The following is a 20,132-nucleotide window of genomic DNA, read 5'->3' as shown; positions in this document are numbered from 1 at the left end:
CCGGATGGAGTGTCCTGGGTCAGGTGACACCCGAGCTGAGAGCTGAGGCTCCCGGCCGACTGGGCCGCGGGATGGACCATCATCCCGCGGCCTTTATCGTGGTCGTGACGATCCAATGGCGCGTGGTGATTAATGGCGGGCAAGGCGCCGGGTAAAGCGAGCGTCCGCGGCTCAAAGAATGGAGTGGAAGTGGAACCGGTTACTGTTTGGTGGGCGGCGCGGGACGCGGCCCGGCCCGGGCTGGCCGGATTGCTCGATCCGGTCGAGCGGGGGCGGCGGGAGCGCTACCTACGCGAGGCCGACCGGGACCGGTTCCTGCTCGGCGCCGCGATCAGCCGGCTGGCGGCCGGCGCCCGCCTCGGCGTCCCACCAGAACACGTTCCGATCACCCGGGCCTGCGCCGACTGCGACGAGCCGCACGGCCCGCCCGCCATCGCCGGCGGGCCGCACCTGTCGGTGTCGCACTCGGGCGACCTGGTCGCGGTGGCGGTGTCGCCGTACGGGCCGCTCGGCGTGGACGTCGAGGAGGACGCCGGCCGGATCGGCGAGGACGTCGCCCGCCTGCTCCTGGCGCCGGGCGAGGGCCCCGGCGGGCTGCCGGCGTTCTGGACCCGCAAGGAGGCGCTCCTGAAGGCCACCCGCGACGGGCTCCGCGTGCCGCTCGCCGACCTGCGCGTGTCGGGCCCCGCCGAGGCGCCCCGGCTGCTCTCCTGGGAGGGGCGCCCCGACCTGCCCGGCCGGATGGCCATGCGCACGCTCGCGCCGCGCGCCGGCTACGCCGCCTGCCTGGCGCTGCTCGACCATCCCGCGGACGTGCCGGTCGAGGAGCGGTCCGCCGAGGCGCTGCTCGCCGCGGTCTCAGGCCAGCAGGCCTGACCTTCGCCAGACGCCGCGGGCGGGGCCGTCCAGGAAGCCGACCTCGTCGAAGAACGCGGTGCACTTGCGGAACGCCCACGCCAGCGTGGCGCGGCGGTGCGGGCTGCGGGCGGCCACCCGGCGGGCGAGCCGCGGATCGATCCCGACGGCCTCGTAGCAGGACGGGTGGATCACCTGCGTCGCCATCACCCGGGTGGCCTGCGCGAGCCCGTACGCGGCCGCCCGCCGCCGTACGGGATGGGCCTTCGCGACCAGCCGCTTGAGCTCCTCCCGCGCGTACTTGATGTGCCGCGCCTCCTCGATCACATGGATCCTGGTGACGTCCCGTACCATCGGCTGGACGCTCTCGTCCGGGAACGTGAGCCGCTGGAACGCGTCCGTGAACTCCTCGACGACCAGCGTCCCGGCGAACATCGGCATCGGGTCGTACACGGCACCGGTGAGCTTGCCCATCTGGAACTCCAGCGCGCGCGGCCGGTGCGTGCGCAGCCCGCAGGTCCGCACCATCCGCGCGAACATGCGGGAGTGCCGGCACTCGTCGGCGATCTCGGTCAGCGCGTACCCGACGTGGTCGCTGTCGTAGCGGCGCCGGTAGGCGTGCATGACGAGCGACTGCATCAGCATCAGCTCCGACCAGATGCCGAACGAGGCGATGCTGCACATCTCCCGCTTGGACAGCTCGACCCGCCGGCGGTGGTCCAGCGCGTCCCACAGCGGCGTCTCGTAGATCGACACCAGCCGCGGGGGCGCGTAGAACACGTCCGGGTCCTGCGGGGCGTCCCAGCGCACGTCCGTGTCCGGGTCGAACGAGTGCCTGCGGGACGTGCGCAGCAGCCGCTCGGCGACCACCTCGCGGTCGGTCAGCTCCAGCGTGTGGTCGCCGTCGCGGCACCTGATCCGCGCGGTGCGGGTGCGCGGCGGGGCGGGGGCGGGGACGGGGGCGGTCATGGTTCCGGCTCCTCTCCTCCCCCTGGCGCGGTCTACCGCAGGACGGCCGGGGCCCGCGCGAGGAGGCGCAGCGAGGCGGGGGAGATCCTCGACAGCGCCCGCAGGACGTGGGCCTCGGTGTTGACGGGAACGAACGGCTTGTTCTTGACGATGGCCTCGACGATGCGTTCGGCGACCTTCTCCGGCGGGTAGCGGCGGGCCTGGATCGCCCGGTCGGCGCGCTCGCGCAGCCGCTCGGCGGTGGCCCGGTCCGTCCCGACGAACGTGGCGTTCCGCAGGATGTTCGTCCCGGAGAAACCGGGGCACACCGCGGTGACGCCGATGCGCAGCCCGGCCAGCTCGCCGCGCAGGCAGTCGCTCAGCATGACGACGGCCGCCTTGGTGGTGCAGTACGCGGGCATCACCCGGGACGGGGTGTACCCGGCGGCCGAGGCGATGTTGACGATGTGGCCGCCGAAGTTGGGCTTGTCGGGCTTGGCGGGCAGGCCGCGCACCCGTTCGGCCATCTGCCGGCCGAACAGCCGCGAGCCGTGCACGACGCCCCACAGGTTGACGCCGATGACGCGCTCCCAGTCCTCGACCTCGTGGTCGAGGAAGTCGCCGGCCATCGCGATCCCGGCGTTGTTGACGACGATGTCGGGGACGCGGCGGGTGTCGCGCACCTCGGCGGCGAACTCCTCCATCGCGGCGGCGTCGGCCACGTCCACCTGGTAGGCGGTGCTCTCCGCGCCGAGCGCCTTGGCCAGCGTCACCGTCCGCTCGGCGGCGGGCAGGTCGATGTCGGCGGCGACGACCGCCGCACCGCGCTCGGCGAGGGCGAGCGCGGTGGCGCGGCCGAGGCCGCCGCCTGCTCCGGTGACGACGGCGAGGGCGCCGTCGAAGTGCGCGAGGGGCATGTGCCTACCTCCGGGGTCTGGGGGGACGATCTGGAAATCGTCCGGTGCCCGGACGCCGGACGTCAACCGGCTTGTTCGGCCGCGATGACGGCGTCCACCTCCGCCTTGCGCTCGGCCTCCTCGGCCGCGAACCGCTCGGCGTCCAGTTTGTCGGCGATCTCCTCGTCCTGGCTCATGAGGGCGTCCAGGTCGGCCTTGGAGGCGTCCAGGACGCCCATCTCCTCGAACGTGTCCCGGATCCGCTCGCTCCACAGCCCGATGTCCTTCACGCACGGCACGATCCGGCTGAAGAGCAGGCCCTGGAACATCCGCATGTACGGGGAGTTCTCCACCATCTCGTCGACCTCGGCGGGGTCGATGCCGAAGTTGGTCCAGATCTCCCGGCCGCGGATGCGGTCGCGCATCAGGTGGCAGCCCTCGATGACGAACTCCTCGCGCTCGCGGAGCTCGGGCGCCGACAGCTGCCGGTAGTAGTCGCGCAGCGCCATCCGGCCGAACGCGACGTGCCGCGCCTCGTCCTGCATCACGTACGCGAGGATCTGCTTGGGCAGTGGCTTGGTGGTGATGTCGCGGATGACGCCGAACGCCGCCAGCGCCAGGCCCTCGATGAGGACCTGCATGCCGAGGTACGGCATGTCCCAGCGCGGGTCGCCGAGGGTCTCGTCCAGCAGTTCCTGGAGCTTGGTGTTGATCGGGTAGACCATCCCGATCTTCTCCTGGAGGAACCTGGAGAACAGCTCGACGTGCCGCGCCTCGTCCATGGTCTGGGTCGCGGAGTAGAACTTGGCGTCCAGGTCGGGCACCGACTCCACGATCCGGGCGGCGGTGACCATCGCGCCCTGCTCGCCGTGCACGAACTGGGAGAACTGCCAGGACGCCTGGTGCTGCCGCAGCTCGCCGCGCTCCTTGGGGCTGAGCATGTCCCAGTACTTGGTGCCGTAGATGGCGAGGGACTGGTCGGGGACGCCCATGACGTCGTACGGGTCGACCTCCAGGTCCCAGTCGATCCGCTTGGTGGAGTCCCACTGCCGGTCCTTGCCCTTCTGGTACAGGGCGAGTAGGCGGTCGCGGCCGTCGTCGTACTCCCAGGTGAACCGGGTGTCGCCGGCGAGCGGAATGTCGTAGGTGGCGGCGGGGACAGGCTCGGTGTACAGGTCATGCGTCGACACGGGCGGCTCCTCGGCGGGCGGCCGACGTACGGCATACGTCAAATGTACGATGTACGTACCGTGGCACGCCGCACTCGCCACTGTCAACGGCCGCCCGGCCGCTCAGCCGGGCGCCTCGGTGCCTTCCTCAGTACCCGCCTCGGTGCCCTCCTCGATGCCCGCCGCCTCGTCGAAGTACGGGCTGAGGCCGTGCCAGCAGAAGTCGGTGATGTAGCGCGCGGTCCGCTCCACCGACACGTCCGGCCGCCGGGTCCGCCACACCGACAGCCGCTCGGAGGCGCCGAGGATGATCTCGGTGTACGCCTCGATCGCGTCGGCCGGCGCGCCCGCCGCGAAGGTCGCCAGCACGCCGGAGATCAGCGCGGTCTGCTGGCGGCGGATCCCCTCGATCGCCTCCGGGGTCTCCGGCGGGCCGCCGACCGGGTTCCGCAGCAGCTGCATCACCATCGCGAACGAGCGGCTGTGCGAGTCGATGAACGAGAAGTAGGCGACCATGCCGCGCCACAGCACGTCCCGCGGGGTGGTCGCGCCCGCCACCGCCTTCTGGGTGACCTCGTGCAGCTCGGCCTGCGATCGGGCGACGCAGGCCATGAGCAGGCCGTCCTTGGAGCCGAAGTACTCGTACAGCATCGGCTTGGAGACGCCGCAGCGCTCGGCGATCTCGTCCATGGACGCGCCGCGGTAGCCGCGCTCGCCGAACACCTCCTCGGCCACGTCCAGCATCTGGCGCTCCCGCTCGGCGCGCGACATGCGGCGGCGGCGCGGGGGACGCGGGGGAGTGGCGGCGCTCACAGCGGAAAAACCCTCCGTCGATCTAGCTCATTGGACACTGCGTCAGTAACCTACTCGTAGTAACTTACTCCGAGTAGGGTAACCGGGAAGGGACGGTATGAGCGAGCGCTCCACCACCGGGATCGTCATCGTCGGGTCCGGCTTCGCCGGGCTGGGCATGGGGATCCGGCTGAAGCAGAACGGCTTCGACGACTTCGTGATCGTGGAGAAGAGCGAGGCGCTCGGCGGCACGTGGCACGACAACACCTACCCCGGGTGCGCCTGCGACGTGCCCTCGCACATGTACTCGTTCTCGTTCGAGCTGAACCCCGGCTGGTCGCGGATGTTCGCCCCGCAGCCGGAGATCCGCGCGTACATGGAGCGCACCGCGGACAAGTACGACGTCCGCAAGCACATCCGGTTCGGCGCCGCGGTCGACGCGATGGAGTACGACGAGGACGCGCGCGTCTGGAACGTGACGCTGGCCGGCGGCGACGTCATCGCCGCCAGGGCCGTGGTGTCCGGCGTGGGCGCGCTGCACATCCCCTCCTTCCCGGACCTGCCGGGCATCGAGCGGTTCCAGGGCACCGCGTTCCACTCGGCCGAGTGGGACCACTCCTACGATTTCACCGGCAAGCGCGTGGCCGTCGTCGGCACCGGCGCGTCCGCGATCCAGTTCGTCCCGCAGCTGGCGAAGCAGGTAGGCGAGCTGGTCCTCTTCCAGCGCACCGCGCCGTGGATCCAGCCCAAGCCGGACCGCAAGTTCCCGGCGCCGATGCGCAAGGCGTTCGAGAAGGTGCCCGGGACGGCCCGCGCTTTCCGCAACGGCATCTACTGGACGCTGGAGGCCCGAGCCGTCGGCTTCACCATCGACCCGCGCCTGTCCGGCCCGCAGGAGAAGCTCGCCCGCTGGCACATCAAGCGGCAGATCCCGGACGACCCCGAGCTGCGCGCCAAGGTCACGCCCGACTACACCATCGGCTGCAAGCGCGTGCTGCTGTCCAACGACTACTATCCGGCGCTCACCCGCCCGAACGTCGAGGTCGAGACCAGCGCGATCGCCGAGGTGCGCGAGAACTCGATCGTCACCAAGGACGGCCGGGAGTACGAGGTGGACGCCATCGTCTACGGCACCGGCTTCAAGGTCGTGGACGCCATGTCCGAGTGGCGCGTCACCGGCCGCGGCGGCGTCAAGATCCAGGAGGCGTGGGCGGACGGCATCGAGGCCCACCACGGCACCACGATCCCCGGCTTCCCGAACTTCTTCATGATGCTGGGCCCCAACACCGGGCTGGGCCACAACTCGGTCGTCTTCATGATCGAGATCCAGATCCAGCACGTGCTGAGCCTGCTGCGGCAGATGCAGGAGCGCGGCGCGCGGACCGTCGAGCCGCGGCCCGAGGCGATGCGCGCGTACAACGACCGCCTCCAGCGGCGGCTGCGCCGGGCGGTGTGGAACGAGGGCGGCTGCGACAGCTGGTACCTCGACGCCGACGGCGTCAACCGCACCCTGTGGCCGGGGCACACGTTCGAGTTCTGGGCGGGCGCCCGCAAGGCCCGCGCCAAGGAGTACGTCTTCTCCTGAGCCGTCCGCGCGCGGGCGTCAGCCGGCGGGGGCGAACATCGGCCGGAAGCCGGCGATCAGCTGCCGGATCACCGGCCGCTGCTCCGCCGGCGTGCGGCCGCGCAGGCCCAGCACCGGGTCCAGCCCGTCGTAGTACGGCGCCAGCGCCAGGAACGGCAGCGTGACCAGCAGGAGCGTGGCGAGCACGTCCAGGTCGGCGTCCGGCCGGATGTCGCCGCGCTCCTGCCACAGCTGGAGCGACGGATGGATCACCGACAGGTAGTGCTGGTTGGCGGTGTCGCGCACCACCGACCGGACGTTGTTGTCCAGCTCGAAGTTCGTCGCCGCCGTCACCGCGCGCTCCAGCGGGTACTCGGCCATGTACTCGGTCCACTCGCAGAACACGTCGAACAGCCACCCCTCGAAGGACTGCTCGAAGTCCATGCGGGCGATCCGCCGCTCCATCTCCTCGCGGATGCGGCGGGACGCCTCGTCGCACACGAACGCGAAGAACTCCAGCTTGTCGGAGAAGTACTGGAACAGCGAGCCCTTCGCGATGCCGGCCTCGCGGGCGATGGTGTTCAGGCTGCCGGTGGAGTAGCCGTGCTCGCCGAACTCGCGCATCGCCACTTCGAGGACGCGCTCGCGCTTGGCGACGTTGAGCCGGAACCAGGTGGACGTCGGCATGACACGTCTGCTCTCTGGTCGACGGGGCGGGGAGCGGGGAGCCGATCAGCGGGCGAGCCGGATCAGGATGCGGCACACCTCTTCAATGATCTCATGGGCCGCGGCGGCGTCGGGCGCGAGCGCGACCTCCCGCCCGGCCTCGCCGATCACCGCGGTGAGCACCATGCTGAGCACCTGCGTCTCCCGGTCGCCGCCGGCGCCGCGCAGCAGCCGGTCGTTCTGCGCGATCCACTGCCGGGCCCGCGTCCGGCGCATCAGCGAGAACCCCGGCGGCCCCTCGCCGCCGTGGAACAGCCGCGCCGCCGACCGGCGCGCCCAGCAGACCTCCAGGTACGCCCGCGCGCCCTCGACGAACTGCGCGATCGGGTCGTCCTCCCCGGCCTTGCGGGCCGCGGACACGGCGCTGGCGGCCCGCGCGTCCTGCTCGTCGCTCAGCTCCTCCCACAGCGCCAGGTAGAGGCCGGCCTTGCCGCCGTAGTGGTGGTAGAGGCTGCCGACGCTGATCCCGGAGGTCTCGACGATCTCGGCGATGCCCGCGTCGGCGTACCCGCGGTCGTCGAAGACCCGCTGGGCCGCGTCCAGCAGCGCCCGCCGGGTGGCGTCCGCGCGGGCCCACTGCCGGCTGCCGCCGGACTCGCCCATCCCGGCCCGCCGTTCTCTGCTCGTGCGCACGCCCACATGCTAGAGCCCGGCGCTCCCCGGCCGCCGGGACAGGGATCAGTACCAGTTGTGCGACTGCCAGAACGCCCACGCCCGGCACGGGTCCTTGTACCGCGCCTTGATGTAGCTCAGGCCCCACGCGATCTGGGTGGGGGAGCTGGTGCGCCAGTCCGAGCCCGCGCTGGCGAGCTTGGACGCGGGCAGCGCCTGCGGGATGCCGTACGCCCCGCTGGAGGGGTTCTCGGCGCGCTCGTTCCAGTCGCTCTCGTGGTCCCAGAGCGTCTCCAGGGACGGCCAGCAGCGGCCCCATCCCTTCAGCTCGTTCATCTTCTTGCCGTACGCCTTGTTCTGCTTGGCGCTGGGGTTGGACTTGGCGAGCCGCTCCCGCTCCTGCTGCGCCTTCAGCTTCGCGCGCGCCTTCGCGTCCCGCTCCGCCTTCTCCTTGAGCGCCTTGAGGTCGCGCTGGTGCTCCTCGTACGCCCGCTTCTTGGCGGCGGCGACCCCCGCCGCGGCGACCGGGTCCATGTCGGGCGTGTCCAGCATCGCCAGCATGTCGTTCGCCGACAGGCCCGCCGAGCCCGGCGGCGGCTTGCTCTTCTCGCCGCTCAGCCTCTCCAGGTCGACCAGCACAACGGCCGCCATGACCGCGGCGACGGCGACGGCGGTGATGGTGACGTTGCTGGTGAGCACCCGGCGCAGCCGGCCCGGCCGCGGCTCCTCGACGTGGAGCGGCGGCTCGGGGGTGCGGAGGCCCTCGTCGTACGGCCCGTACCCGCCGTACGGGGAGTCCCCGTACGGGGACGGGCGCGGATCGGCCGGGAGCGGCGCCGGGCGGGGACCGCCCCGCCGCCGTCGCCCCTGCCGGGACCGCGCCCGCTCCTGGGAGGAGGGTTTCCTTCTGCGCGTGCCGTGACCCTGTGGCATGGAAGTAGAGTGCCCTATCGCCCGCGAACCGTCACCGTCCATGGCGAGGTACGCGGGCGATGTCACCGGTGGTTCACGCCGGAACGGGCGGAACCCGCGGAAGGTTCCGCGTCAGAGCATCCGGTCGTTGGGCGAGAACGCCATGTCGCCGGCGGCCGCGCGGGCGGGCTGCAGCGCGTGGAAGATGTCCTTGTGGAGTCCGCCGAACGCGGCCAGCTCGCCCTCGGGCGCGTCGAGCGCCGCGTGCACCTCGTCCACGCGGGCCCGGCCCGCGGCGGTGATGAAGACCAGCGTCACGCGGCGGTCGTGCGGGTGCGGCCCGCGCTCGACCAGGCCGGCCGCCTCCAGCTGGTCGACGGTCAGCTTCACCGATGTCGCGTGCATCAGCACCAGCCGGCTCAGCGTGCTGAGCCGGGCCCGGCCCCGCGTCGTCAGCGCCAGCGTGGTGAGCACGTAGTAGCCGGGCTTGCTGAGCCCGAACCGTTTGAGCTCGTCCTCCAGGGCTTTGTTCAGGAACTGGTAGACGCGGCCGAGCGCGGTGATGGACAGGAACGGCCAGGGGCTGCCGGTCAGCTCGTTGGTCTCCCAGCGGTCGCGGACGCCCCGTTCGAGGCCGTCCACGAGCGCTTCTGCGCACTCGTCGGTGGAAGTTGACACTCCTAGATCGTAACTTCTGACGAATAGTGATGTAAGTACTCGCTTCTTAGACCTTCTTCCAATAGAGTGCTCCAGATCACAGACGGGACCGGTGCGTTCGTGCCACCCTTCCGGGACCGTGTGTGACACCGGTCTCACCCGCTGATCGTTGAGGCGCCGCCCCCGTGTGCCTCCTGCGTGACGGCAGTGACCGGAATTTCGGATGAGCGCCGACGTCCGAGTACGTAAGGAGGCTGGAATGACCCTTGCCCCCGACCCCGACGGGGAGGGCTCCGGCTGATGGCCCTGAGCGTGTCCAAGGCCCCCGACCTGGCCCGCCGGCGGATCGAGCGGACGCTCGACGAGACCGGGCTGCTGTGCGTCACGTTCCTCGAGGGGATCCGCCGCACCTGGGACCTGCGCCAGTGGTGGGGCGAGTTCATCGAGCAGTGCTGGTTCCTCGCCCGCGTGACCAGCGTGCCGGTGATGCTCATCGCCGTCCCCCTGGGCGCCACCATCTCGCTCCAGGTCGGCGACATCGCGCGCCAGCTCGGCGCGCAGTCCGGGACCGGCGCGCTGCTGGTCGCCGCCATGATCCAGCAGGTCGCGCCGCTGGCCGCCGCGCTGCTGGTCTCCGGCGTCGGCGGCTCCGCCATCACCTCCGACATGGGAGCCCGCAACATCCGCGACGAGCTCTCCGCCATGGAGGTCATGGGCATCAACCCGATCCACCGCCTGGTGACCCCGAGGCTGTGGGCGGCGAGTACCGTCTCGATGCTGCTGTGCTCGGTCGTGATCCTGGCCGGCGTGCTCGGCGGCTACTACTTCAACGTCATCCAGCAGGGGGTCAGCCCCGGCGCCTTCTTCGACGGCGCCACCACCCTGCTGCAGTTCTCGGACCTGATGATCACCCTGTTCAAGGCCTGGACGTTCGGGTTCATCGCCGCCGCGGTGGCCTGCTACATGGGCATGAACTGCGACTACGGCCCCGTCGGGGTCGGCCGCGCGGTCAACCGCGCGGTGGTGGTCACCTCGATCGTGGTGTTCGCGACCAACTACGTGCTCACCATGATCTACCAGGTCCTCTTCCCCCCGAGGTTCTGATGGTCGCGATCTCCCCCGTACGCAGACTCGGCCGCGCGGTGCAGGGCCGCACCAGCGGCCTGGTCGCCTCGCTCAACCTGCCGATCTTCCTCGGCCGGGTGCTGTACCACCTGCTGTTCGACATCATCCTGAAGCGCAAGTACGGCCGCACGCTGGCCAAGCAGGTCAGCGACATCACGGTCGGCGTGGGCGCGCTGGTGATCGGCGGCGGCATGATCTTCGTGATCGCCACCATGTCGCTGGCCACCGGCGCCATGGTCGGCCTCCAGGGCTACCCCGGCCTGGAACGTATCGGCGCCGAGGCCTTCACCGGCCTGGTCGCCAGCTACTCCAACGTCCGCGAGGTCACCCCGATCATCGCCGGGGTGGCGCTGGTCGCCCAGGTGGGCACCGGCTTCACCGCCGAGATCGGCGCGATGCGGATCTCCGAGGAGATCGACGCCCTCGAGGTCATGGGCATCAACTCGCTCGCCTACCTGGTCTGCACCCGGGTCGCGGCCGGGGTCATCGCCCTGGTGCCGCTCTACCTGGTCTCGCTGTTCATGGCGTTCTTCGCGACCCGGTTCATCACCATCGAGTACTTCGGGCTCTCGCCCGGCATCTACGACTACTACTTCCACCTCTATCTCCCCCCGATCGACGTGTTCTACAGCGTCATCAAGGTGGCCGTCTTCGCCTTCATCGTGATGTTCATCCACTGCTACCGCGGCTACTACGCCGCCGGCGGGCCGGTGGGCGTGGGCGTCGCGGCGGGCCGCGCGATCCGCGAGTCCACCATCCTGATGATCCTGATGAACCTGGTCCTGTCGTACATCTTCTGGGGTCACGGCAGCACAGTGAGGTTGACCGGATGAGCGACGAGCCCCTCTCCAAGCGGTCGCGGACCATCTTCGGCCTGGTGGGCCTGAGCGTCATCGGGGCCGCCGCGACGTTCGTCGCGGTCGGCTCCACCCCCGACCACAGCGGCTCCACCTACTTCAACGCCTCGTTCGGCCGGGCCGGGCAGGGCCTGGACCCGGGCAAGTCCGACGTGAAGATCCGCGGGATCACGGTCGGCACCGTGGACGACCTCAAGCTGGAGCGCAGCGGGCGCGTCGCGGTGCGGATCCGGCTGGACGAGGGCGTCCGGGTGCCGGAGACGACCGTCGCCCGGGTCGAGCCGGTGTCGGTCTTCGGGCCCAAGGACATCCTGCTGGACCTCGGCAAGGGCGAGCTGACCGGGCCGTTCATGGCGGACGGCGGCCGGATCGCCCAGACGCAGGACCCCAAGGACCTGTCGGAGACGGCCTGGCCGGCGTACCGGCTCACCAAGGCGATCAACCCCGACGAGGTGACCACGATCCTGCAGGCGTTCTCCTCGGGACTGTCCGGGCAGGGCCCGGCGCTGCACCGGACCATCGTCAACGGCACCAAGGTGATCGACGCGACGCACGCCAACCGGGCGGTGATCCAGAGCCTGATCAGCGACATCAACGGGCTGTCCGGAACGCTCGGCCCGCGCGGCGACACCATCAACGCGACGATCGGCGACCTGAACCGGATCGCGCCGGTCGTCTACGAGAAGCCCGACAAGATCTCCCAGCTGCTCGACCAGGGCGGCGCGCTCGCCGACACCGTCGGCGGGACCATGGCCCGGCAGGGCGGCAACCTCGGCAAGCTCATCGACGGCGCCGGCGACACCGTCGACGTCGCCGCGGACGAGCGCCGCAACCTGCCGGTGCTGCTGGACAGCCTGAACGGGTTCTTCCGCCTGCTGGCCCAGATCATCCGGATCCCCGGGCCGGAGAACACGCTCATCGCCCAGGCCAAGGCCGAGCTGCCGCTCGACATCTGCGCGACGATCATCGACGTGTGCGCGGTGCCCGAGGCGGACGCGGGCGGCGGCGGGAACCGGGCCGCGACCAAGTCCAAGACCAAGAACAGCACGAACGGCACGAACGGCACCGGCCGGGGCACGGGGGTGAAGCCGTGAGCCGCAACGCGCGCGGGCCCGAGACGACCGTGATCCTCAAGTTCGGCGTCTTCGTGGCGCTGACCGGGCTGCTGACGTTCTTCATCGGGCAGCAGATCCTCGCCACCAGCTTCAAGGACCGCTACAAGCTCACCGCGACGTTCGACGACGTCACCGGCCTGCTGGAAGGCGACACCGTCAAGGTGGCGGGCGCCCCCGTCGGCCAGGTCAAGAGCATCGAGGTCCGGCGCGGCAAGGCCGTGGTCGGGATGGAGGTGGACAAGGGCGTGCGGGTCCCCGACGACTCGACCGCCGCGGTCCGCTGGCGCAACGTGATGGGCCAGCGGGTCATCTACCTCGAACCCGGGCGCAGCGCGGGGCGGCTCGGCAACGGCGACCGGGTGCCGCACACCCGGTCCGTCGTCGACCTCGGCGCGATCGTCAACAGCCTCGGGCCGCTGACCCGCAACCTGGACCCGAACCAGATCAACAAGATCCTGTTCGCGTTCACCCAGGCGCTGGACGGCAACGAGAAGAACATCGACCTGCTCGTGAACAACTTCGACGTGCTGCTCGCGACGTTCAACACGCGCCGCAAGACGATCGAGCAGATGGTCGACGACTACTCCACCGTCAGCGACGCGGTGGCGACCCGCGACCGGCAGATCGCCGCGAGCGTCGACAACATCAAGGAGCTGGCGCGGGTGTTCGCCGGCAACCACAAGCTGCTGGAGAACGCGGTCGTCGAGGTCGGCGGCGTGACCACCACCCTGAACCAGGTGCTCGGCGGCAACGACGCCCAGCTCGCCCGGATCATCGACAACCTCGGCAAGTTCAGCGAGACCTTCCGGCTGAACGTCGACCAGCTGGAGAAGATGGTGCAGCAGCTGCCGCTGACCCTGCGCAGCCTGTTCGCCGCGGCCAACGGCGGGCACTTCCTGCGCACCAACGCCCTGTGCCTCAACATCGTCCAGGGGCCGTGCCCGTTCCCGATGGAGCTGCCCAGGTCGCCCAACGACCAGCCGCGGCAGCCGTCCAAGGGCGAGCTGCAGAAGCTCCAGCAGATGCTGCGGGGTGGTCAGTGATGGCTCTGAAGTCGCTGCGCGACGTCAACCACCGGATCGTCGCCATCGTGACGCTGGCCGCGCTGGGCGCGGGCTGCGCGTTCGCGTTCGCCATCGGCCAGCTGCACCTGTTCGACCAGGGCTACACGATGAGCGGGGTCTTCTCCGACACCGCGGGCCTGAAGAAGGGCCAGGACGTCCGGGTGGCCGGCGTCAAGGCGGGCCGGGTCACCTCGGTGGAGCCGGACTTCAAGACCGGCACCATCATCGTGAAGTGGCACGTCAACGAGGGCATCGACCTCGGCCCGGCGACCCGGGCCGAGATCCAGACCACCACCCTCATGGGCGGCCGCTACCTGCGGCTGTCCGGGCCGGTCGCCAAGCCGTACATGGCCGACGTCGACGAGTCCAAGCGCCGGATCCAGCTGCGCAACACCTCGGTGCCGTTCACGGTGCCCGAGGCGCTCGACAGCGCGCAGAACCTCGTCGGCAAGCTCGACCAGAAGTCCATCGACACGCTGCTGACGCAGATCAACAGGCTGGAGTCGCCCGGCGCGGCCAAGCTGAAGCGGATCCTCGTCAACCTGCGGCAGCTCTCGCAGACGCTGAACGACTCCGCCCCGGAGATCGAGAAGCTGATCGCCAACAGCAAGACCATCACCGGCACGCTGGCCGCCAAGGACGAGGAGCTCAAGCAGATCATCGAGTCCAGCCAGGTGCTGCTCAACAGCCTGGTGCAGCGGCGCAACGAGCTGGCCGCCACCATCGGGCAGGGCAGCCGCACGGTGCGGACGCTGTCCAACGTGATCTCCAGGAACCAGAAGGAGATCGACACCCTGATGGACAACCTGCACCTGCTGACCACCCGGCTGGCGCCCAACCTGGACGCCATCAACACCGACTTCTCGCTGCTCGGGCCGACGTTCAACCAGGTGGCCAACCTGAAGGGCAACGGCCCCTACATCGAGGGGCTGCTGACCGGGCTCGGCCCGCTGCAGCCGCCCGGCCCGATCTCCACCCGCCGGCCGCCGGCGGGGCAGGGAGGCAACTGATGATGCCGATCAAGCTGCGGGCCCGTACCGCGGCCCTGGCGGGGCTGTGCCTCGCGGTGACGGCCGGCGCGGGCGGCTGCTCGGCGCTGGCCGTCGACTCCGGCGGCAAGCGCACGATGACCGTGGAGTTCGCCAAGGCCCGCTCGTTCTACCCCGAGTCCAAGGTCAAGGTGATGGGCGCGGACGTGGGGCTGGTCGACAAGGTCGAGAAGCGCGGCGACCACATCCGCGTCACCTTCCACCTGGACGACGAGGTCCCGCTGCCGAAGGGCGTGCAGGCGTCGATCGTGCCGCTGAACCTCGTCGGCGAGCGCAACCTGGTGCTGCATCCGGCGTGGCGGCCGGGCCAGCCGAAGGAGACCGAGCGGCACATCCCGATCGCGCGCACGCACGTGCCGGTCGAGGTGGACGACGCGCTCAGCTCGTTCACCAACCTGGCCGGCGCGCTCGACCCGACCAAGATGCAGAAGGCGCTCGGCTCCACCGCCGACACCGTCAACGGCAACGGCCGGGAGTTCAACGCCACGCTGGAGCAGAGCGCCCGGCTGGTGGAGAACGTCGCGGGCCAGGACAAGGAGCTGCTGGAGGTCGCGAAGAACCTGCAGCGGCTGTCGGGCGTCGTGCGCGGCCGCGAGCAGGTGCTCGGCCAGATGATCCGCAACTTCGGCGAGGCCACCCGGGTGCTGAGCGCCGAGCGCGGCGAGCTGCAGGACCTCGTCCGCGGGATCCTCCAGCTGTCGAAGAACGGCGGCAAGCTCCTGGAGAAGTACAAGGGCCAGCTGCCGGAGGACCTGGCGGTGCTGACCCGGGTCGCGCTGATCCTCAAGGGCAACTCCAAGTCCCTGGCGCAGCTGCTGGACGCGCTGCCGGGCATCGGCGACGCGCTCATCGGCGCGTACAACCCGAAGAACAAGTCGCTGCAGATCCGGTTCGCGACCGACGCGTTCCTGCGGACCTGGCTGAAGGGCATCCTCGGCACCGACGACGTGGACTGCCCGCTGCCGGCGCCCAACTCCAACTGTCCCTGGATGAACGGAGGGGGGAACTGATGGCGATGGGCAGGATGACGGTCGTGGCGCTGGTCGCGGCGCTGCTGGCCGCGCTCACCGGCTGCTCCATCCGTACCGCGGGCGCCCCGCAGGGCAGCCTGTCCCTGAAGGCCACCTTCGACGACGTGCAGGGCCTGGTGGTCGGGCACAGCGTGCAGATGTCCGACGTCAAGATCGGCACCGTGACGAAGGTCGAGCTCGATCCGCGGACGTACAAGACCACCGCGACGCTGTCGATCGTCGACGGGCACCGGATCCCGCAGGGCGTCACCGCCGAGATCAAGGTGACCTCGCTGCTGGGCGAGAACTACGTGGACATCATCCTGCCGCCGGGCGGCAGCATGGACCGCGGCCCGTTCCTCGCGTCCGGCGCGTCCGTCGCCAACACCAGCGTGCAGCCGGCGTTCGAGCAGGTCGTCGGGCAGGCCGGGCCGCTGCTCCAGGCGCTGGCCGGCAACGATGTCGCCACCATCGTCAACACCGGCGCCGCCGCGCTGGACGGCAACGGCGAGCGGATCAACGTCACGATCGCCAAGTCCGGCGACCTGCTGAAGGTCTTCACCGCGCAGCGGGCCGAGCTCGTCCGCTCCGTCGACCAGTTCGCGAAGCTGGGCCGCTCCCTGGCCAAGGGGGACGACCAGCTGTCGAAGGCGCCGGGCGAGCTGCAGCGCACCACCGCGCTGCTGGACGACAACAAGCACAAGATCCTCAAGACCGTCCAGAAGCTCACCCGGATGGCGCGCGAGCTCAACGACAAGGTGCTGGAGGGCCGGGTGCTGCGGCTGCGCGAGCTGCTGAACGACCTGGACCCGGTGCTGTCGGAGCTGGGCAACAACCGGACGCGGCTGACCAAGCTGGTCGACGGGCTGGTGCAGTTCTCCGCCAAGATCCCGAAGGCCACCTATGACGGCCAGCTGCTGCTGTACCCGCTGGTGAAGGTCGTCTGGCCGGACGGCACGCCGCTGCTGCCCGACAGCGTGACGGGCGGCGCGGCGCAGGCGGGCTCCAAGTCCAAGACGAAGGCGGGCAAGGAACGGCAGGGACCGAAGCTGCCGCCGGGCCTCGAGGGCGCGCTGCCGGACCTCAACGATCTCCTGGAGCCGCGATGACCAGGCGCGTTTTCATCAACCTCGTGACGTTCGCCGTGCTCGGCGTCGTCATGGCGGTGTGGGCGCTCACCAGCATCATCCGGTTCGACTTCATCGACCGCCCGTACCACATCACCGTGGAGTTCCAGTCCTCGCCGGGCCTGCACCCGGGCTTCGAGGTCGACTACCTGGGGCTGCGCATCGGCAAGATCGACTCGGTCCGGCTGGTGAAGGACAAGGTCCTGGTCAAGCTGGACATCGAGAAGGGCGTGAAGGTCCCGCAGGGCGTCTCGGCGGCGGCGGCGCGCAAGTCCGCGGTCGGCGAGCCGGTGGTGGAGCTGACCCCGCCGGCCGGTGCCCGCACGGACGGGCCCGTGATGAAGGCCGGCGCCGTGATCCCGGTGTCGAGGACCTCGGTGCCGCCGAAGTACGGCGACCTGTTCGGCGCGGTCATCGACTCGCTCAAGGCGATCGACCCGAACGACGCGCAGGTGCTCACCCACGAGCTGGCCGAGGGCTGGGCCGGCCGGGACGAGTCGCTGCGCAAGATCATCAATGGCGGCGACCAGCTCACCGGCACGTTCGCCGAGAACACCGAGCTGCTGGACGGCCTCACCAAGGACCTCGGCCGCATCACCAGCGTGCTCAACCAGAACCGCGACCACCTCGGCGCCGGGGTCGACAACCTGGCCGCGCTCACCGGCGCGCTGTCCCAGGTCCGCGGCGAGCTGCGCCAGCTGCGCGACCAGGGGCCCGGCCTGCTGGCCGAGGTGAACGGCCTGCTGGAGAAGATGGGCCCCGACTTCGAATGTACGGTGGGGACCCTCGGCAACTGGGGGATCAAGGGCTACAACCCCGACATCCTGACGGACCTTCGCAAGACCCTGCGGAAGGCCCCCGAGCTGGGCAACGTGCTGAACAACGTCATCGGCATCGACCAGGGCAAGCCGGTGCTGAACGTGGTGTTCCTGCTGACGTTCAACACGCTGGCCACGGTGGAGTACAAGTATCCGCTGGCCCAGCCGACGGCCAACAAGATCCCCTCCTGCCCGGACGGCCGCAACCCCGGCACGGCCAAGCAGAAGCCGTACAAGGCCAAGAACCCCGGAGACACGATCCCCACCCATGATCCGTCGATCCAGGGCGACCAGCGGGCCGTCAACGCCGCGAACCGCTCGGCGGACGACTCTTCCGGCGGGCCGCCGGCGTGGCTAGTGTACGTTCCCCCGGTCCTGGCGCTGCTGGTCCTGGTCCGCGTGATGACGCGCTCGGTCCCGGCGATGGCCAGGCTGCGGTTCCGGCGGCGCAAGGACTGATCCCGACCCCCGAGGAGTACCTGAAGTGACAGGCAAGACCACCAAGGACGTCCCCGAGGACGCCAAGGGCGTTCCCGAGGACGCCGCGGAAGTCGACGCCGTCGAGACGGAGGACGCCTCGGCCGAGCAGGCCGAGGCGCCCGCCGAGGGCGCGGCGAAGCCGGCCCGGCGGCGCCGGCGGGTCAGGGTCATCGAGGTGCTCGATGACGAGGATCTCGACGAGGTCCTCGACGCGATGGACGCCGAGGACGACGCGGAGGAGGAGGAACCCGCGCCCGCGGTGAAGGAGCGTTCCAAGACCGCGGCCAAGCCGAAGCCCAAGCCCGAGATCAAGGCCGCGCCCAAGCCGGCGCCGAAGCCGGAACCGGTCTCGCTCGACGAGGCCGGGGGCCGGGGCCTGTTCGGGCTCGGCCGCACGCAGGCGATCGTGGTGGTCGTCCTGGTGGCGCTGCTGGCGAGCGTGGCGATCTGGCAGTGGCGGACGGCCGCCGGCCTGGCGGGCGAGGACGACGAGCGCGCCGCGGTCTCCAAGGTCGCCCGCGAGTACGGCGACGTGGCGCTCAACTACAACGCCTCCAACTACCAGTCGCAGATGAAGAAGGCCGAGGGCCTGATGGGCGGCGACCTCCTGGAGAGCTTCAAGGCCAACACGCTGCCCAACCTGGGCAAGACGTTCCAGGACAACCCGCAGCTGGTGCTGACCTCGAAGACCGACCAGGTGTTCGTGGGCGACATCGACGAGCGGTTCGCCGCGGCGACGATCGCGGTGGACGTCAGCGTCAAGACGGCCGAGGGCGCGCACGAGTCGCCGGCCACGCTGATCCGGCTCGCCATCGCCAAGATCGATGGCAAGTGGAAGGTCACCAAGATGTACGCCTCGGGCGCCAACGACCAGAACCAGGCGCAGCAGGGCGGCCTCCCGAACGTCCCGTCCAGCCCGTCCCCCAGCGGGCAGCCGAAGGGCGACAAGACGGAGAAGCCGAAGAACTAGGCTCATCTGCCTGGACCCCCGCGCCCCGTACGGCGGAGACCGTGCGGGGCGCGGCGCGTTCGTCGGAGGGGGAGCGATGACGGGGACGCCGGAGGGGCCGCGGGCGGACGGGCTCGTCTGGGAGTTCGGCATGCTGCTCGGCGCCACCACGCTGCTGGAGCGGATCGCGGCGCGCGAGCTGGAGCGCCGCTGCGGCATCCGGCACCCGGTGTTCGAGGTGCTGCTGCGGCTGGCGCGGGAGGGCGCGGGCGGCCCGCTGAGCATGGGCTTCCTGGCCGGCGAGATGATCCTGACCAGCGGCGGCATGACCCGGCTGATCGACCGGATGGAGCGGGACGGGTACGTCCGCCGCTGGGCCGCCCCCGACGACCGGCGGCGCCAGCTGGTCGAGCTGACCGGCGCCGGCCGCGCGAAGCTCGCCGAGGCCCTGCGGGTGCACGCGGAGACCCTCGACCGCCACTTCGCCGCCCCGCTCACCGAGGAGTCCCGCCGCCACCTGGTCGAGGCGACGGAGACCCTCCGCGACCACGCGCGAAAAGAACTCGGCGACCTGGGCTGAGCCGCATGGCCCAGCCTGGCTGCTCAGCCGGTGACCGGCCCAGGCGTTGCGATCGCGTCCGAAGGCGGTTCCGAGCCTGCGAGGAACCGATCGCGCAGCGAGCCGTCAAGGCGAGACGGAGCGATGCAGCGATCGCCGCGACGCCCGCCGAAGGAGGGCGTTCAACGCCCGACGCCAAGGGCGCCGCTAGCGAGAATAGTGCTCTACTACGAGTTGCTCGTCGCAGATGACGGGGATCTCGCGGCGTTCGGGCAGCCGGGTGAGGCGGGCGGCGAGGGCGTCGTGGCGTACCTCCAGGTAGGCCGGGACGGATTCGGTGTGCCCGCCGGCGGCGGCGACCTGGAAGGGGACCATGGAGCGGCTGCGCTCGGCGATGGTGATCACGTCGCCGGGGCGGAGCCGGTACGAGGGGCGGTCCACGCGGCGGCCGTTCACCAGGACGTGGCGGTGCACGACGAACTGCCGGGCCTGGTAGATCGTGCGGGCGAAGCCGGAGCGCAGGACAAGCGCGTCCAGCCGGCGCTCCAGGTCGATGAGCAGCGCCTCGCCGGTCTTGGCGCCGGTCTTGGACGCCTTGGCGAAGGCGTTGCGGAGCTGGGCCTCGCGGATGTTGTACTGCGCGCGCAGCCGCTGCTTCTCGCGGAGCCGGACCTTGTAGTCGGACTCGTTCTTGCGGGCGCGGCCGTGGACCCCGGGCGGGTACGGGCGGGCCTCGAAGTACTTCACGCTCTTGGGCGTCAGCGGGATTCCCAGGGCCCGGGAGAGCCGGACCTTGGGCCGGGGGTTGTTCATTGCCCTCCTTCGATGGTTAGGTAAGCCTTAGTTAG

The 20,132-nt window shown here is 70.5% G+C and carries 21 protein-coding genes; 12 read left to right on the top strand and 9 right to left on the bottom strand.

The window, feature by feature from the left end; genetic code table 11:
• Positions 1-189 precede the first annotated feature (189 nt).
• Positions 190-876, top strand: a complete 687-nt coding sequence (locus AB0881_RS23210; RefSeq protein WP_366619760.1) for a 4-phosphopantetheinyl transferase — start codon at positions 190-192, stop codon at positions 874-876.
• Here AB0881_RS23210 and AB0881_RS23205 read toward each other — a convergent pair.
• From AB0881_RS23205 to AB0881_RS23190, 4 genes are all read right to left on the bottom strand, one after another.
• Positions 859-1,824 carry a diiron oxygenase gene (locus AB0881_RS23205; RefSeq protein WP_366619759.1) on the bottom strand — a complete coding sequence of 322 codons (966 nt, stop codon included), beginning with the start codon at positions 1,822-1,824 and terminating at the stop codon, positions 859-861. The genes AB0881_RS23210 and AB0881_RS23205 overlap by 18 nt on opposite strands.
• A 32-nt stretch (positions 1,825-1,856) precedes the next feature.
• The gene (locus AB0881_RS23200) at positions 1,857-2,720 is read right to left on the bottom strand and encodes an SDR family NAD(P)-dependent oxidoreductase (protein WP_366619757.1); all 864 of its coding nucleotides are present in this window, start codon (positions 2,718-2,720) and stop codon (positions 1,857-1,859) included.
• Positions 2,721-2,782: 62 nt separating this feature from the next.
• A complete protein-coding gene (locus AB0881_RS23195) occupies positions 2,783-3,889 on the bottom strand; it encodes a ferritin-like domain-containing protein (protein WP_366619755.1) in 1,107 nt (368 codons plus the stop codon).
• A gap of 102 nt (positions 3,890-3,991) precedes the next feature.
• Positions 3,992-4,681, bottom strand: a complete 690-nt coding sequence (locus AB0881_RS23190; protein ID WP_366619753.1) for a TetR/AcrR family transcriptional regulator — start codon at positions 4,679-4,681, stop codon at positions 3,992-3,994.
• A 97-nt stretch (positions 4,682-4,778) separates the two neighbouring features.
• On the opposite strand from AB0881_RS23190, the gene AB0881_RS23185 reads away from it, so the two are divergent.
• Entirely contained in the window at positions 4,779-6,245 is a 1,467-nt protein-coding gene (locus AB0881_RS23185) for an NAD(P)/FAD-dependent oxidoreductase (protein WP_366619751.1), read from the top strand.
• Between the two features lie 18 nt (positions 6,246-6,263).
• On the opposite strand, the gene AB0881_RS23180 is transcribed toward AB0881_RS23185, so the two are convergent.
• From AB0881_RS23180 to AB0881_RS23165, 4 genes are all read right to left on the bottom strand, one after another.
• On the bottom strand, positions 6,264-6,911 hold the full coding sequence (locus tag AB0881_RS23180) for a helix-turn-helix domain-containing protein (RefSeq protein WP_366619750.1): 648 nt from the start codon (positions 6,909-6,911) through the stop codon (positions 6,264-6,266).
• Positions 6,912-6,956: 45 nt separating this feature from the next.
• Positions 6,957-7,583 (bottom strand): TetR/AcrR family transcriptional regulator, encoded by a 627-nt coding sequence (locus AB0881_RS23175; protein ID WP_366619748.1) that lies wholly within the window; start codon positions 7,581-7,583, stop codon positions 6,957-6,959.
• A 45-nt stretch (positions 7,584-7,628) separates the two neighbouring features.
• Positions 7,629-8,495 (bottom strand): lytic transglycosylase domain-containing protein, encoded by an 867-nt coding sequence (locus AB0881_RS23170; protein WP_366619746.1) that lies wholly within the window; start codon positions 8,493-8,495, stop codon positions 7,629-7,631.
• 111 nt (positions 8,496-8,606) lie between these two features.
• Entirely contained in the window at positions 8,607-9,152 is a 546-nt protein-coding gene (locus tag AB0881_RS23165) for a MarR family transcriptional regulator (protein WP_366619744.1), read from the bottom strand.
• A gap of 279 nt (positions 9,153-9,431) precedes the next feature.
• Between AB0881_RS23165 and AB0881_RS23160 the strand changes: the two genes are divergently transcribed.
• The 10 genes from AB0881_RS23160 (at position 9,432) to AB0881_RS23115 (ending at position 19,305) form a co-directional block, all read left to right on the top strand.
• The gene (locus AB0881_RS23160) at positions 9,432-10,235 is read left to right on the top strand and encodes an ABC transporter permease (RefSeq protein ID WP_366619742.1); all 804 of its coding nucleotides are present in this window, start codon (positions 9,432-9,434) and stop codon (positions 10,233-10,235) included.
• Positions 10,235-11,089: an ABC transporter permease gene (locus AB0881_RS23155; RefSeq protein ID WP_366619740.1), complete on the top strand. Its 855-nt coding sequence runs from the start codon at positions 10,235-10,237 to the stop codon at positions 11,087-11,089. The genes AB0881_RS23160 and AB0881_RS23155 overlap by 1 nt, the downstream gene beginning before the upstream one ends.
• Entirely contained in the window at positions 11,086-12,207 is a 1,122-nt protein-coding gene (locus AB0881_RS23150; protein WP_366619738.1) for an MCE family protein, read from the top strand. Before AB0881_RS23155 ends, AB0881_RS23150 begins: the two co-directional genes overlap by 4 nt.
• Complete coding sequence (locus AB0881_RS23145; protein ID WP_366619736.1) at positions 12,204-13,271, top strand: MlaD family protein; 1,068 nt, start codon at positions 12,204-12,206, stop codon at positions 13,269-13,271. The genes AB0881_RS23150 and AB0881_RS23145 overlap by 4 nt, the downstream gene beginning before the upstream one ends.
• Positions 13,271-14,302, top strand: coding sequence for an MlaD family protein (locus AB0881_RS23140; protein WP_366619734.1), 1,032 nt, complete (start codon positions 13,271-13,273; stop codon positions 14,300-14,302). The genes AB0881_RS23145 and AB0881_RS23140 overlap by 1 nt, the downstream gene beginning before the upstream one ends.
• The gene (locus AB0881_RS23135) at positions 14,302-15,351 is read left to right on the top strand and encodes an MCE family protein (RefSeq protein WP_366619732.1); all 1,050 of its coding nucleotides are present in this window, start codon (positions 14,302-14,304) and stop codon (positions 15,349-15,351) included. The genes AB0881_RS23140 and AB0881_RS23135 overlap by 1 nt, the downstream gene beginning before the upstream one ends.
• Positions 15,351-16,460 carry an MlaD family protein gene (locus tag AB0881_RS23130; protein ID WP_366619730.1) on the top strand — a complete coding sequence of 370 codons (1,110 nt, stop codon included), beginning with the start codon at positions 15,351-15,353 and terminating at the stop codon, positions 16,458-16,460. The genes AB0881_RS23135 and AB0881_RS23130 overlap by 1 nt, the downstream gene beginning before the upstream one ends.
• Complete coding sequence (locus AB0881_RS23125) at positions 16,457-17,755, top strand: MCE family protein (RefSeq protein ID WP_366619728.1); 1,299 nt, start codon at positions 16,457-16,459, stop codon at positions 17,753-17,755. Before AB0881_RS23130 ends, AB0881_RS23125 begins: the two co-directional genes overlap by 4 nt.
• 25 nt (positions 17,756-17,780) lie before the next feature.
• Positions 17,781-18,746: a hypothetical protein gene (locus AB0881_RS23120; RefSeq protein WP_366619726.1), complete on the top strand. Its 966-nt coding sequence runs from the start codon at positions 17,781-17,783 to the stop codon at positions 18,744-18,746.
• 76 nt (positions 18,747-18,822) lie between these two features.
• Positions 18,823-19,305: a MarR family transcriptional regulator gene (locus tag AB0881_RS23115; RefSeq protein ID WP_366619724.1), complete on the top strand. Its 483-nt coding sequence runs from the start codon at positions 18,823-18,825 to the stop codon at positions 19,303-19,305.
• 186 nt (positions 19,306-19,491) lie between these two features.
• On the opposite strand, the gene rpsD is transcribed toward AB0881_RS23115, so the two are convergent.
• Positions 19,492-20,097 (bottom strand): 30S ribosomal protein S4, encoded by a 606-nt coding sequence (rpsD, locus tag AB0881_RS23110; protein ID WP_366619722.1) that lies wholly within the window; start codon positions 20,095-20,097, stop codon positions 19,492-19,494.
• Between the last annotated feature and the right edge of the window lie 35 nt (positions 20,098-20,132).

The organism is Spirillospora sp. NPDC029432, from assembly GCF_040703975.1.
GTDB lineage: Bacteria > Actinomycetota > Actinomycetes > Streptosporangiales > Streptosporangiaceae > Spirillospora.
Note: the sequence above shows the minus strand (reverse complement) of the source record. Positions and strands in the feature narration are given on the sequence as shown.